This window comes from Pseudomonas taiwanensis (genome assembly GCF_013393345.1).
GTDB classification, from domain to species: domain Bacteria; phylum Pseudomonadota; class Gammaproteobacteria; order Pseudomonadales; family Pseudomonadaceae; genus Metapseudomonas; species Metapseudomonas resinovorans_C.
In genome coordinates this window covers 81,065-95,216 of the sequence record NZ_QJRF01000031.1, presented here as the reverse complement: position 1 = coordinate 95,216, position 14,152 = coordinate 81,065, and the positions used below count along the sequence as shown (strand labels likewise).

The window sequence follows — 14,152 nt, the reverse complement described above, 5'->3', positions numbered from 1 at the left end:
ATTCGCCCCCACAAGGAAAAGCCGAGCCTACGGGCTCGGATACCCCACATCCCCGGCCACCTCGAAGAACGCCTTCACCGCTCGCAACTCCGCGTGCCGCTGCTGGCAGGCGAGGAAGTGCCGGCTCACCATCCCTTCGCCCTTGAGCGGAAGCACTTTCACCCGGGGGTCCTTGGGCACCTCCTGGTCATAGAGGATGCTCACCCCGATACCGGCGGCCACCGCCTCGATCATCGCTTCGCGGCTGTTCAGCTCCAGGTCTGCCGGCAACTCCAGCTCCTGGCTGGCGCAGGCCCGCTCGAAGGTGCGCCGGGTCAGTGAACCGGGCTCTCGTTGCAGCAGGACCTGGCCCCGCAATTCGTTCAGCGCCACTGCATCGCGGCGGTCAACCCAGGGATGTGCTGCCGGCAGCAGCAGGCAGAGCCGCGCTTCCCCCAGCGGCATCAGGTGCAGGCCGGCACGCGGCGCGATATCGCTGACCAGGGCCAGGTCCACCCGTTCGCCATACAGCGCCGTCAGGGTTTCCTGGGTGTTGCCCAGGCGCAGGTTGATGCGCACGCCGGGGTAGCGCTCGCGCATCCGCGCCAGCAGCGGCATGACCAGGTGCGGACTGTCTGCTGCCAGGTCCAGGCGACCCGACGTCAGCGCCTGGCTGCTGTCCAGCAAGTCTTCGGCACGGTCCGCCAGGGCGAACAACTGGTGGCTGATGGCAGCCAGGCGCCGGCCCAGTTCGGTGGGTTCCACCTGCCGGGCGCTGCGGCGCAAGAGCTGCACCTGGTAATGCTCCTCCAGTGCCTTCACATGCCCCGTCACTGCCGGCTGGCTGATGCACAGGCGCTCAGCGGCGCGGGTGAAGCTACCTTCGCGGACCACCGCATCGAAAGCGCGGAGCTGGAACAGGTTCATGGCCACCCCATCAGCAAGACTTATTCGACGGATAACGATAAACGATTTGAATGATAGATCGATGAACCCGCACGCTAGCTGCCACCTGCCTTAGCTTTCCCGCCCTGGAGTTTCCCGTGCTCGCCGATACCGACCTCGCCACGCTGGTGGTGCTGCTTTCCGCGCTGATGCACGCGAGCTGGAACGCGGTGATCAAGGCCGGCAGCGACCGGCTGTCCTCCATGGCGCTGGTGGATAGCGTGGCCTTCTGCTTCAGCATTGCCCTGCTCCCCCTGGTGGGCCCACCGCCGCTGGTGGTCTGGGGGCTGATCGGCTTGTCGGTGGTGGTGAACACCCTCTACCGGCTGCTGCTGATCCGCGCCTACCACTACGGTGATTTCGGCCAGGTCTACCCGGTGGTGCGCGGCCTGCCACCGCTGTTGGTGGCGCTATCTGCGGGGCTGGTGTTTGGCGAGCACCTGTCAGGCGCCATGCTGCTGGGCATCGTGCTGATTTCTGTCGGTATCCTCAGCCTGCTCTCCACCCGCCTCGAATCCAATGCGCTGAAAGCCCTGGGCTGCGCGGCGCTGGCCGGCGCCGGGGTGGCGCTCTACACGCTGATCGACGCCCAGGGCGTGCGCCGTGCCGACAGCGTCCTGCAGTTCGTGGTCTACCTGACGCTGATGCAGAGCATGACCATTCCGGTGGTGGCCTGGATGCGCCGTGGCCCGCTGGTCCTGCGTTTTGCCCGCGACAACTGGCGCATCGGTCTGTTCGGCGGCTTCAACTACTGCGTGGCCTACGGCCTGGTGCTGTTCGCCATGACCCTGGACAACGTGGCCAAGGTCGCCGCCCTGCGCGAAAGCAGCGTGATCATCGCCGCCATCATCGCCAGCCTGGTGTTCAAGGAGCCCTTCGGCATCCGCCGCATCCTCGCCGCCTGCGTGGTCACCGCCGGCATCCTGCTGATCAAGATGGTGGATTAGCCTCGGTGCAGCGGTAGGTTGGGGCTGAGCTACGCGAAGCCCAACGACTCAGCTCGCAATTGTTGGGCTTCGCTGCGCTCTGCCCAACCTACAGGAGAGCAACCTCGGTCTCAGCGCTTGGCGATGATGTACACCGCGTGGACGATGCCGGGGATGTAGCCCAGCAGGGTCAGGAGGATGTTCAGCCAGAAGGCGCCGCCAAAGCCCACCTGCAGGAACACGCCCAGCGGCGGCAGGAGGATGGCGATGAGGATGCGAAGAAGGTCCATGAAGTTGCTCCTTGTGTGAAAAGCCGTACGCCTGGTTAACGACCTTAGTACAGGCTAGGCGTTCATCCGGCACACCCCCATAATCGCTGCCTGATGTTTCAGCCGGATGCCCTGCCATGCCCATCGCCAGCGAAGACATCGACCACAACGGTCTGGTCATCGGCGTCTCTCCCGAACGCTTCCGCGAAGTGGCGATGCCGCTGCTGTTCGATCACCTCAATGCCCAGTGCGAAGGCACCATCGCGGTGAATCGCCAGGCACGGATCGTCTGGATCAACGACAAATACGCCGAGAAGGTCGGCATCCGCGATCCGCGCAGCGTGCTCGGCAAGGAAATCGAGGAAGTGCTGCCCGCCAGCCGCCTCCGCGAAGTGGTGCAGAACGGCCAGCCGAGCATGCTCGACCTGATGGCCTTCGGCGACGAGCACTTCGTGGTCACCCGCATTCCGCTGCGCGATGAAGACGGCACGCTGGTGGGGGCGCTCGGTTTCGTGCTGTTCGACCGCGCCCGCCACCTGCAGCCGGTCATGGCCAAGTACAACCAGCTGCAGACCCAGCTCGCCGCCGCGCAGCGCGAACTGGCCAAGGCCCGTCGCGCCCGCTACACCATCGCCGGCTTCATCGGCAGCAGCGCCGCCGCTGCCGAGGTCAAGCGCCAGGCCCGCCGTGCCGCACAGCTAGACGCCACCGTGCTGCTGCGTGGCGAAACCGGCACTGGCAAGGAACTGCTGGCCCAGGGCATCCACAACCAGTCCCTGCGCGCCAACGGGCCCTTCGTGGCGGTGAACGTGGCGGCGATTCCGGAATCCCTGGTGGAAGCCGAACTCTTCGGCACCGCCCCTGGCGCCTTTACCGGCGCCGACAAGCGCGCCCGCGCCGGCAAGTTCGAATTGGCCGATGGCGGTACGCTGTTCCTCGACGAGATCGGCGACCTGCCGCTGCCCCTGCAGGCGAAGATGCTCCGCGTGCTGCAGGAACAGGAGGTGGAGCCCCTGGGCTCCAATCAGGTGAAAGCGCTGAACGTACGGGTGATCGCTGCCACCCATGTGGACCTGGAAGCCAAGGTGGCCGCCGGGCAGTTCCGCGAAGACCTCTACTACCGCCTCAACGTGCTGGCCCTGCGCCTGCCGCCCCTGCGCGAACGCCGCGAGGATCTGCCGGTACTGATCGAGCACCTGCTGGACGACATCGCCAGCCGCTCCGGCCAGCCACCGCTGGAACTGGCCGAAGGCGCCCAGCAGTTGCTCCAGGCCCAGCGTTGGCCGGGGAATGTGCGCGAGCTGCGCAACCTGCTGGAGCGCGCGCAGATGCTCAGTGAAGCCGGACCGCTCAGTGGCGAGTCCCTGCGCACGCTGCTGGTGAATCCGCTGCCGGCGACCAACCCCGCTCTCACGCCCATGACAGGCGATGTCCGCGCCCTGGCCGACAGCATGGCCGCCGCCGAACGCCAGGCCATCCTCGCCGCCCTGGCGGCCTGCAATGGCAACCGCACCCAGGCCGCCGAACGCCTCGGTATCGCCCGGGCCAGCCTGTACAACAAGTTGCAGGTGCATGGGTTGTAACGACGCGGGCCTTTGCTTTTCCTGTGGGGGCGAATTCATTCGCTAAGCAGGCCGCAGGGCTGCCCTTCTGAATCCCAAGGGGGACGCTGCGCGTCCCTTAGCGAATGAATTCGCCCCCACAAGGATCAGTCCAGCCGGATCGTCCAAATTTATGGACACATCGAGCGTCCAAGTTTCTGGGCACTGCCCAAAAAAATGGACAATCCATTTTCCTACCAAATACCACCATTTCCCTGTAACCACCGCCCCAGAGCCGTCCTGCCCCTTCCCTCAACACTTGGCACAGCTTTCGCTCTAACGCCTTCCACCCGCCGCCCCGACGCAGCGGAAAACAACAACAAGAAGGAAGTCCCCATGGGCACCCTAGGCATCCTGATTTCGCTCGCTCTGCTGATGTACCTCGCCTACCGAGGCATCAACGTCCTGCTTCTCGCACCCCTGCTGGCCCTGCTCGCGGTGTTGTTCACCGGTGACGCGGCGCTGCTGCTGCCGACCTACACCCAGGTCTTCATGAAGGCGCTCGGCGGCTACCTGATCCAGTTCTTCCCGCTGTTCATGCTCGGCGCCATCTTCGGCAAGTTGATGGACGACTCCGGCTCCGCCCGCGCCATCGCCCACAACATCGTCAGCAGGATCGGCAGCTCCCGTGCCGTGCTGGCCATCGTCATCGCCTGCGGCATCCTCACTTACGGCGGTGTATCGCTGTTCGTGGTGGCTTTCGCGGTCTATCCCATTGGCGCGGCGCTGTTCCGCGAGGCGGGCATTCCCAAGCGCATCCTGCCGGGCGCCATCGCCCTGGGCTCCTTCACCTTCACCATGACGGCCCTGCCCGGCACCCCCGCCATCACCAACGCCATCCCGATCCCCTTCTTCGGCACCGATACCTTCGCCGCGCCCGGCCTCGGTCTGCTCGCGGGCGTGGTGATCTTCGCCCTGGGTTCCTGGTGGCTGAGCAACGAGGCCCGCAAGCTGATTGCCGCCGGTGAAGGCTACGGCGACCACGCCGACGATCCGCACGGGCAGGACAACCAGCCGAGCTCCGGCTTCTGGGTGGCGCTGCTGCCGATCCTGGTGGTGATCGTGCTGAACTTCCTGATGGCCAAGGTCTACCTGCCCGGCCTCGACACCAGCTACCTGGCCAAACCGGAGTTCGGCGGCCTGCAGGACGCCCGCTCGGTGATCGGTATCTGGGCCATCATCATCGCCCTCACCGCCGCCATTCTGCTGCTGGTGGTGCTGCACTGGCGGCGCTGGGTCAACCTGAAGAAGAGCGTCAACGACGGCACCTTCGGCGCCATGCTGCCGGTGCTAAATACCGCCTCCGAGGTGGGCTACGGCAGTGTTATTGCCTCGCTGGCGGGCTTCGTGGTGCTCCGCGACCTTCTGCTCAACGTGGCGCCGGGCAACCCGCTGGTGTCCGAAGCCCTGACCGTCAGCGCCCTGGCCGGTATCACCGGCTCGGCCTCCGGTGGCATGTCCATCGCCCTCAAGGCCCTCGGCGCCCAGTACCTGGAAATGGCCAATGCCGCCGGCATCAGCCCCGAGCTGCTGCACCGCGTCGCCGCCCTGGCCTCCGGCAGCCTCGACACCCTGCCGCACAACGGCGCGGTTATCACCCTGCTTGCCATCTGCAAGCTGACCCACCGCGACTCCTACAAGTACGTGTTCATGACCAGCGCCCTGCTGCCAGTGGTGCCGCTGGTGTTGGTGATCGTGCTGGGTACCGCGTTCGGCAGTTTCTGATGCACCACCCCACTGTCATGGGCCTTCACTTGTGGGGGCGAATTCATTCGCTAAGCAGCCCGAAGGGTTGCCCTATGGGGCCGCTGCGCAGCCCTCAGCGATTGAAATCGCCCCCACAGGAAAAGCAGCTCCCCCGTATTCAGCTTCAACCGCTCGAGGACAACCATGAGCAAAGTGATGAGCGCCGCCGAAGCGGTGGCCAGGATTCCGGACAACGCCAACCTGGCCACCGGGGGCTTCGTCGGCATCGGATTCGCCGAGGAAATCGCCATCGCCCTGGAACAGCGCTTCGCCGCAGAACAGGCGCCGCAAGGACTGACCCTGGTGTATGCGGCCGGGCAAGGCGACGGCAAGGGTCGTGGTCTCAACCACCTGGCCCATGAAGGCCTGGTGCGTCGGGTGATCGGCGGCCACTGGGGCCTGGTGCCTGGCTTGCAGAAGCTCGCCGTGGAAAACCGCATCGAGGCCTACAACCTGCCTCAGGGGGTGATCTCCCAGCTGTTCCGCGACATCGCTGCGGGCAAGCCAGGGCAGTTGTCCAGGGTTGGCCTCGGCACCTTCGTCGACCCCGAGTTCGGCGGCGGCAAGCTGAATGCGCGGACCACCGAGGAACTGGTGCGGCGCATGCCCATCGAGGGCGAGGACTACCTGTTCTACAAGGCCTTCCCGATCAACGTCGGGGTGATCCGCGCCACCAGCGCCGACGAGGACGGCAACCTGTCCATGGAGCGCGAGGCACTGACCATCGAGAGCCTCGCCATCGCCATGGCCGCGCGTAATTCCGGCGGTCTGGTGATCGCCCAGGTGGAGCGCGTGGTGTCGCGCGGCTCGCTGAATCCACGTGAGGTGAAGATCCCCGGCATCCTCGTGGATTGCGTGGTGGTGGCCCAACCGGAAAACCACCAGCAGACCTTCGCCACCCACTACAACCCGGCCTTTGCCGCCGAGGTGCGGGTGCCGGTGGACAGCCTGGCGCCCATGCCGCTGGACCTGCGCAAGCTGATCGCCCGCCGCGCCGCACTGGAGCTACTGCCAGGGGCAGTGGTCAACCTCGGTATCGGCATGCCCGAAGGGGTGGCAGCGGTGGCCGCCGAGGAAGGGGTAATCGACCTGCTGACCCTGACCGCCGAACCCGGTGTCATCGGCGGCGTCCCTGCTTCGGGTCTCGACTTCGGCGCGGCGAGCAACCACAGCGCGCTGATCGACCAGCCCTACCAGTTCGACTTCTACGACGGCGGCGGCCTGGACATCGCCTTCCTCGGCCTCGCCCAGGCGGACGCCGAAGGCAACCTCAACGTCTCCCGCTTCGGCAGTCGATTGGCCGGTGCCGGCGGCTTCATCAACATCAGCCAGAACGCCAAGGCGGTGGTGTTCGTTGGCACCTTCAGCACTGGCAGCCAGGACATTCGCATCGAGGATGGCGCGCTGCGCATCGTGAAGGACGGCGACGTGCGCAAGTTCGTCCGCGAGGTGGAACACCGTACCTTCGCCGGTCGCCTGGCTGCGGAATCCGGAAAGCCGGTGCTCTATGTCACCGAGCGCTGCGTGTTCCGCCTGACGACCGAAGGCTTGGAGTTGATCGAGATCGCGCCGGGCGTGGAGCTAGAGCGGGACATCCTGCAACGCATGGATTTCCGCCCCATCGTGCGCGAGCCGAAGTTGATGGATGCGCGGCTGTTTCGCGAGGCGCGGATTGGGTTGCGTGAGTTGATCCAGCCTGATTGAAGTTTCGTGCGTGAAACGCGGGTCTGTGGTTGGGCCCGCGTCTTTTTTGGCACGGACGGCTCCCTCTCCCTCTGGGGCGAAGAGGCACGTCTTTGGAAGCACCGCTTCCAGTGCCGATGAGCGCCTAAGCGCGAAGCGATCAGGCTGGGGCGCGAAGCGGGGCTGGGGTGAGGGCGGCTTCGCTTCACTCGAAGCATCCTGCCAACTCAAACTCCCCTCATCTGAACGCAGCCCGCCCCAACCCCTCTCCCGGTGGGAGAGGGGTGACTACAAGCCCACCTTCGTCGCGGCTCAGCGCATCCCCAACTTATGCCGCGCCGCATACAGGCAAACCATCTCCATCGCCAGGGTGGCGCCAGCCAGGGCGGTGACTTCGGCGTTGTCGTAGGGCGGCGCCACTTCCACCACATCCATGCCCACCAGGTTGATGCCGCGCAGGCCGCGGAGTATTTCCAGTGCCTGGTGGCTGGACAGCCCGCCGCATACCGGTGTGCCGGTGCCGGGTGCGAACGCGGGGTCGAGGCAGTCGATGTCGAAGGTCAGGTACACGGGGTTGTCGCCCACCCGCGCGCGGATGCGTTCGGCGATCTGCTCGGGGCTGTGGCGGTGTACTTCACGGGCGTCCAATACCTGGAAGCCCATCACGTCGTCGTTGGTGGTGCGCAGGCCCACCTGCACCGAGCGCGCCGGGTCCACCAGGCCCTCGCGGGCGGCGTGATAGAACATGGTGCCGTGGTCGATGCGCTTGACCTCTTCGTCTGGCCAGGTGTCGCTGTGGGCGTCGAAGTGGATCAGCGACAGCGGACCGTGCTTCGCCGCGTGGGCCTTCAGCAGTGGGTAGCTGATGAAGTGGTCGCCGCCCAGGGTGAGCATGGCCGCGCCGGATTCGAGGATGCGCGCCGCATGGGCCTGGATGGTTTCCGGCGTGTCCTGGGGCGTGCCGTGGTCGAACGAGCAGTCGCCGTAGTCGATCACCGCCAGATGATCGAAGGGGTCGAACTCCCAGGGGAAATGCCGCGCCCAGGCCATCTGCACCGAGGCGGCACGAATGGCGCGCGGTCCGAAGCGACTACCGGGTCGATTGGTGGTGGCAGTGTCGAAAGGCACTCCGCTCACCACCAGGTCCACACCGCGCAGGTCGCGGCTATAGCGGCGGCGCATGAAGCTGGTGATGCCGGCGTAGGTGGATTCGGCAGCGGTGCCATAAAGGCTGTCGCGGGTAATGGCCTGGTCGTTGTCGAAGGCGTGGTCCATATCGGGCTCCATCGGTAGGGGTCCCCTCTCCCTCTGGGAGAGGGGCTGGGGGAGAGGGCAATCAGTACTGAGTACGGAAACTGGTCCAGAGACGGGTGCGGGTGCGCTGGTCCTTGAGCGACTGGATCTGCTCGCCGAACAGGCGGTCGCGCACATCCTTGCTCGGGTAGATGTCCGGATCACCGGCTACGTCTGGTGTCAGCAGCGGAGTCGCGGCCTTGTTGGCGTTGGCGAAGAACTGGCTGTTGGTCAGTTCGGCGATGGCCTCGGGACGCAGCATGTAGTCGATGAAGGCGTGGGCCGCCTGGGGGTGCGGCGCGTCGGCGGGAATGACCATGGTGTCGAACCAGATCAGCGTGCCCTCACGGGGAATGCGGTAGATCACCTCGAAGGGCATCTTCGCCTGGCGGGCCTGGTCGGCGGCGATGGCGGCATCGCCGTTGTAGGTCAGGGCCAGGCAGATTTCGCCCTTGGCCAGGTCGTTGATGTGCTTGCCGGCGCCGACATAACGCACATTGGGCTGCAGTTGCGCGAACAACTCCTGCACCGCTTTCAGATCGGCCTTGTCGGTGCTGTAGGGGTCCTTGCCGAGGTAATGCAGGGCGACGCTGATCACTTCCTGCGGCGAGTCGATCACGGCAATGCCGCAATCCTTCAACCGGCTGGCGTACTCGGGCTTGAACAGCAGGTCGAGGCTGTTCAGCGGCGCGTCGGGGATGCGCTTCTCCACCGCTTCCTTGTTGATGCCCAGGCCCACGGTGCCCCAGGTGTAGGGCACGCCGAAACGGTTGTCGGGGTCGACGGTGGCGAGCTTCGCCAGCAGTTCCGGGTCGAGGTTGGCGAAGTTCTTCAGGCGCTCGCGCTGCAGCGGTTGCACCGCCTTGGCCTGGATGGCGCGGGCCAGGCCACTGCTGGCGGGGAAGACGACGTCATAGCCGCTACCGCCGGTCATCAGCTTGGCGTCGAGGGCTTCGGCGCTGTCGAAGATGTCGTATTTGACCTCGATGCCGCTTTCGTCCTTGAAGCCTTGCAGGGCCTTTTCCGGGATGTAGGCCGACCAGCTGTAGAGGTTCAGCGCCTTGTCTTCGGCATGCACCGGCAAGGCACAGGCGAACAGGGCGGCAAGCAACAAGGGACAACGCATGATGGACTCCTGGGGGATTGCAGGTGGGGCCATGCTGCGCCGAGCTTTGCTTTGAATAAATATGAAGTGTTCTACTTTGGCATCTACAACTATCAATGTTTGGTGCCGCCATGCTCAGCCAGCTCCATGACCTCGACCTGCAACTGCTGCGCATCTTCATCACGGTGGTGGAAAGCGGCGGCTTCAGTGCAGCCCAGGGCGAGCTGGGGATCGGTCAGTCCACCATCAGCACGCAGATGGCCAAGCTGGAAACGCGCCTGGGCTTTCGCCTCTGCGAACGCGGCAAGGCAGGGTTCCGCCTGACGCCCAAGGGGGAGCAGGTACTGGCCGCCACCCGCAAGCTGTTCGGGGCCATCGAGACCTTCAAGGGTGAAGCGCGGGGCATGTCCGGGCTGCTTCTGGGGGAGCTGCGCATCGGTCTTTCCGAAGCGCTGGACAATCAGGTGCTGCAAAGGCTCGGCAAAGCGATCGGGCGCTTCCGTCAACGCAACCAGGCGGTGCATTTCGAGCTGATCAGCGCCATGCCCGCCGAACTGGAGCGGCGCCTGCTGCAAGACCAGCTGCATCTCGCGATCGGCTACTTCTCCAGGACGCAGGCCGCGCTGGACCATCAGCCCCTGTTCGGCGAGCAGGAACGACTTTACTGCGCCGTCGGACACCCGCTATTTCACCGCGACCAGGTCAGCCTCGATGAGCTTTCACGCTGCGACCTGGTGCAGCACCCCTATCGCTTCGGCGAGGCAATGGAGCCCTTCCAGAGCGGCCCGAGTAGCGCCCGCACCGAACAGGTCGAGTGCAGCCTCGCCTTCATCCTGTCAGGCGCGCATATCGGCTACCTGCCGGAACACATCGCCGCGCCCTGGGAGGCCAGCGGACAGCTGCGGGCCTTGCTGCCGGAGCAAACCGGCTACCGCGTCAACTTCCACCTCAGCAGCCATCGCGGACGACAACCGAGTGAGGCGCAGCTGGCGTTCGTGGAGGATTTGCTGGCTGCGTTCGGGGATGTGTAGGGGCGATTTTTTGTGGGGGCGAATTCATTCGCGAAATGGACTTGCGCCGCGCAGGCCGGCGAACACCCTCACCCCAACCCTCTCCCAGAGGGAGAGGGGGCTGTCTGTGCCTGGGTCGATCCGGGTGCAATCCCTGTAGGGGCGAATTCATTCGCCAAGAACGTAGGTTGGGCTGAGCTATGCGAAGCTCGCATGATGCCTCGAATGTTGGGCTTCGCTGCGCTCTGCCCAACCTACAGGGACTCCGGGGTTACATGTACCAACGATATTCCCGCGCACTGACTTCGTTCATGAAGTCCAGGTACTCCTGCCGCTTGTTCTCGCAGTAGACCATCACGAACTCGCTGCCCAGGCCTTCGTTCACCACGGGATGGCTGCGCATGGCGGCGACGGCGGTGAGCATGTCCTTGGGGAAGTCGATGCCGCTTTCGCGGTCTTCGTTGAGCGGGGCGATGGGTTCGCGGGCGGCGTCCAGGCCGTGTTCCATTCCGCTGAGGATCGCAGCCAGCACCAGGTAGGGGTTGGCGTCGGCGCCTGCCAGGCGGTGTTCGATGCGCAGGTTTCGGCCATCGGATTCGGGGATGCGGATGCACGCATCGCGGTCCTCGAAGCCCCAGCTCGCACGGCTGGCGGCGTTGACCATGGCGCCGTAGCGGCGGAAGGCGTTGTGGTTGGCGGCGAAGATCGGCATGCAGTGCGGCAGCAGATCCAGACAGCCGGCCACGGCGTGGCGCAGCGGGCGCTGGTCGCTGGCGGCCAGCAGGTTATTGCCGTCCTGGTCGTAGAGGCTCACGTGGACATGCATGCCGCTGCCCGGCGCGTTCAGGTAGGGCTTGCTCATGAAGCTGGCGCGGTGGCCGTGCTTCATCGCCACGCCACGGGTGCTGCGGCAGAACAGGGCGGCCCAGTCGGCGGCCTTGAGGCCGTCGTCGCAATGGCCGAAGTTGATCTCGAACTGGCCCGGGCCGAGTTCGGCGGTGATGACGTTGGCGGCGACGCCCTGCTCGTTGGCGGCGTCGACCATCTCATGCAGCACGCTGGAGAAGCGCGACAGGCGCTCGATGTGCATGTTCGGCTGGTCGTCCTCGTCCTCGCAGAGCGGGTCGCGGGGGAACTGCGGCAGGCCGTCCTTGAGCTTGCGGTCGAACAGGTAGAACTCCAGTTCGAAGGCCACCACCGGGCGGATGCCACGCTTTTCCAGGCGCTGCAGTACCCGCGCCAGCACCTCGCGCGGTTCGAACTCGATGGGGGCTTCAGTACCGTCCGACGTGATGAGCATCTGCCCCAGCGGCTCCTTCTCCCAGCGCACCGGCTTCAGCGTGCCGGGCACCAGGCGGCGCGGCGCGTCCGGGTCGCCGTCTGCGAAGCAGTAGTCGCCAATCGGATAGAGCCCCCCCTGGGTGCCCAGCAGCACGCAGTTCTGCGGCACCTTGAGCGGGCTGCCTGCAGCGACTTTTTCCACCATTTCCACGGGGTAGCGCTTGCCGTAGAAATGACCGGGAATGTCCAGGCAGATCAGGTCGATGTAGCGGATTTCCGGGTACTGGGCACGGAAAGCACGTACTTCGCTGAGCAGGTCGGGGTACTGGTTTGCTGTTGTCATCACTGCAGTCCTGCGAGCTGGGGCTTCAGGTGAAGACCCACAATACTCGCGTCGGTTTGTCGGAAAGATTGGCGTAGCGGAACTGGGCATGGGGCGGCAGCTGGAAGCTGTCGTTGGCGTGGAGGGTCACGGGCTTGGTGTCGTCGCCGTACCAGACCGTCAATTCGCCTTCGAGGACGAAGCCGCCCTGCTCGGAACTGTCATCCAGGTGGCCCTCGCCACTGGTGGCGCCGGGCTCCAGGTGGCTTTCCAGCATGGAGAAGCCGCCGGACATGGTCGGCGAGGCCAGCACGTCGGTAATGCCGCCGGCGTAGTAGAGCGTGCGACGCTCGCCCGGGCGGGTGACCCAGGGCGTCTCGCGAGGCTTGCTCAGGTTGTAGAAGTAGGTCGTGGGTACGCCCAACGCCTCGCTGATGGCGGTCAGGTCGGCCACCGTCGGACGCGACAGCCCGCGCTCCACCTGGGAGAGGAAGCCCACCGAGCGATCGATACGCGTGGCGAGGTCCCCGAGGGTCACGTTCTTGTGCTTGCGCAGGTCGCGAATCAGGATCGCGAGGCTTTCAATTTCGTCTTGCTTGTCCATTTGGGAACTCCGACTACCGGACTCGAAAGGCGCGACCTTAAATCACATCCCTCAAGCGGTAATAGGCCTTGCCGGCCGCTTCCAGCGGCGCCGCCAGCAGGGAGCCGCCGGGGAAGCGCGGGTTGCCGATGGCCTGGTAGAGGTCGAGCAGGTCGTCATTACCGAGAATCGCGTCGCTCACCGCCTTGGCGCCGGCCAGGGTGGGCAGGATTCCGTGACCGGAGAAGCCCTGCAGCCAATAGCGCGAGCCTTGCCGACCGATGTCCGGGGTGCGTTTCATGCTGACGTCGATATGGCCGCCCCAGCCGAACTCGATCTCCACACCCTTGAGCTGCGGGAAGACGCGTTCCAGGTAAGGACGCGTGGCCGCCGGCACATCCTTGGGTAGGCCGCCGAGGTAGGTGCAGCCGCCGCCGAACAACAGGCGATGGTCCGGGGTGAGGCGGAAATAATCGGGCACGAACTGGTTGTCGATCACGCAGCTGTTCTTCGGCAGCAGCGATTGCGCGAGTTCGGCGTCCAGCGGTGCGGTAGCGACCTGGTAGGAGCCCACGGGCAACAGGCGACTGGAAAGCTGGCGATCGAGGCGGTCGACGTAGGCGTTGCAGGCCATCACCAGGATGCTGCCGCGTACTTCGCCCTGGGCGGTACGGGCGACATAGCCGGACGTCGTTTCGCGGTATTCCAGCACCTGGCTCTGTTCGTAGATGCGTCCGCCCCGGGCTTCGATCGCGGCGGCCAGGCCCTGGGCCAGTTTGAGTGGGTTGAGGTGGGCGGCTTCCGGGTCGTACAGCGCAGCCTGGTAGCGTGGACTGTCGATCCACTCGGACAGTTCGTCGCGGCGGAGCAGGCGCATCCGGTCGTAGCCCCATTTGTGGATGGCGTCTTCCTGGGCTTCTTCCAGGAACTTCACCCGACGTTCCATCACGGCGGTCCAGAGGCTGCCGACGCGGTAGTCCACGTCGAAGCCGTGGCGGCCGGGCAGCTCGCGCATCTCATCGGCGGCCCAGCGCATGCTGTCCCACAGGCGGCGGGTGCGTTCCAGCCCCAGCGCCTTCTCCAGCGGCGGCATATCGCAGGACCAGCCCAGCAATGCCTGCCCGCCATTGCGGCCGGAGGCGGCCCAGGCCACACGGCTGGCTTCCAGCAGGGTCACGCGCTTGCCGGCCTCAGCCAGACGCAGAGCGGTATGCAAACCGCTGAAGCCGGCACCGATGATCAGGACATCGGTTTCCTCGCTACCGGACTGGACCGGGCGCAATGGAATGCTGCCGGGGTAGGTCTGGGCGTAGTAGGTGCCGACATGCTGGGCGGACTGCTTGAACATGGGTGCCTCGTGAATATTTGATTTATAAATTTCATGAAAATTTACACAAAAATATTCACTC

Annotated in this window: 12 protein-coding genes; 5 read left to right on the top strand and 7 right to left on the bottom strand. The window is 65.3% G+C overall.

Annotated elements, in window-relative coordinates; all coding sequences use genetic code 11:
* Window positions 1-27: 27 nt before the first annotated feature.
* Complete coding sequence (locus tag DM872_RS03150) at window positions 28-906, bottom strand: LysR substrate-binding domain-containing protein (protein ID WP_179058086.1); 879 nt, start codon at window positions 904-906, stop codon at window positions 28-30.
* A gap of 116 nt (window positions 907-1,022) precedes the next feature.
* Between DM872_RS03150 and DM872_RS03145 the strand changes: the two genes are divergently transcribed.
* Window positions 1,023-1,871: an EamA family transporter gene (locus DM872_RS03145; protein WP_373273675.1), complete on the top strand. Its 849-nt coding sequence runs from the start codon at window positions 1,023-1,025 to the stop codon at window positions 1,869-1,871.
* Between the two features lie 110 nt (window positions 1,872-1,981).
* Here the strand turns inward: DM872_RS03145 and DM872_RS03140 are convergent, their stop codons facing one another.
* On the bottom strand, window positions 1,982-2,140 hold the full coding sequence (locus DM872_RS03140) for a YqaE/Pmp3 family membrane protein (protein WP_077520738.1): 159 nt from the start codon (window positions 2,138-2,140) through the stop codon (window positions 1,982-1,984).
* 116 nt (window positions 2,141-2,256) lie between these two features.
* On the opposite strand from DM872_RS03140, the gene DM872_RS03135 reads away from it, so the two are divergent.
* The 3 genes from DM872_RS03135 (at window position 2,257) to DM872_RS03125 (ending at window position 7,170) form a co-directional block, all read left to right on the top strand.
* On the top strand, window positions 2,257-3,702 hold the full coding sequence (locus DM872_RS03135; RefSeq protein ID WP_179058085.1) for a sigma-54 interaction domain-containing protein: 1,446 nt from the start codon (window positions 2,257-2,259) through the stop codon (window positions 3,700-3,702).
* Window positions 3,703-4,056: 354 nt separating this feature from the next.
* Entirely contained in the window at window positions 4,057-5,445 is a 1,389-nt protein-coding gene (locus DM872_RS03130; protein WP_179058084.1) for a GntP family permease, read from the top strand.
* Window positions 5,446-5,610: 165 nt separating this feature from the next.
* Window positions 5,611-7,170, top strand: a complete 1,560-nt coding sequence (locus DM872_RS03125; RefSeq protein WP_179058083.1) for an acyl CoA:acetate/3-ketoacid CoA transferase — start codon at window positions 5,611-5,613, stop codon at window positions 7,168-7,170.
* Window positions 7,171-7,461: 291 nt separating this feature from the next.
* On the opposite strand, the gene speB is transcribed toward DM872_RS03125, so the two are convergent.
* Together speB and DM872_RS03115 are read right to left on the bottom strand one after the other, a co-directional pair.
* The gene (gene speB, locus DM872_RS03120; RefSeq protein ID WP_179058082.1) at window positions 7,462-8,424 is read right to left on the bottom strand and encodes an agmatinase; all 963 of its coding nucleotides are present in this window, start codon (window positions 8,422-8,424) and stop codon (window positions 7,462-7,464) included.
* Between the two features lie 61 nt (window positions 8,425-8,485).
* On the bottom strand, window positions 8,486-9,568 hold the full coding sequence (locus DM872_RS03115) for a polyamine ABC transporter substrate-binding protein (protein ID WP_179058081.1): 1,083 nt from the start codon (window positions 9,566-9,568) through the stop codon (window positions 8,486-8,488).
* Window positions 9,569-9,678: 110 nt separating this feature from the next.
* Here DM872_RS03115 and DM872_RS03110 point away from each other — a divergent pair, with 110 nt between their 5' ends.
* A complete protein-coding gene (locus DM872_RS03110) occupies window positions 9,679-10,578 on the top strand; it encodes a LysR family transcriptional regulator (RefSeq protein WP_179058080.1) in 900 nt (299 codons plus the stop codon).
* Between the two features lie 250 nt (window positions 10,579-10,828).
* Here DM872_RS03110 and DM872_RS03105 read toward each other — a convergent pair whose 3' ends face one another.
* The 3 genes from DM872_RS03105 to DM872_RS03095 are packed head-to-tail and all read right to left on the bottom strand — an operon-like array spanning window position 10,829 to window position 14,091.
* Window positions 10,829-12,181 carry a glutamine synthetase family protein gene (locus DM872_RS03105; protein WP_179058079.1) on the bottom strand — a complete coding sequence of 451 codons (1,353 nt, stop codon included), beginning with the start codon at window positions 12,179-12,181 and terminating at the stop codon, window positions 10,829-10,831.
* A 25-nt stretch (window positions 12,182-12,206) separates the two neighbouring features.
* Window positions 12,207-12,764 (bottom strand): helix-turn-helix domain-containing protein, encoded by a 558-nt coding sequence (locus tag DM872_RS03100; protein ID WP_179058078.1) that lies wholly within the window; start codon window positions 12,762-12,764, stop codon window positions 12,207-12,209.
* Between the two features lie 37 nt (window positions 12,765-12,801).
* Window positions 12,802-14,091: an NAD(P)/FAD-dependent oxidoreductase gene (locus tag DM872_RS03095; protein WP_179058077.1), complete on the bottom strand. Its 1,290-nt coding sequence runs from the start codon at window positions 14,089-14,091 to the stop codon at window positions 12,802-12,804.
* Between the last annotated feature and the right edge of the window lie 61 nt (window positions 14,092-14,152).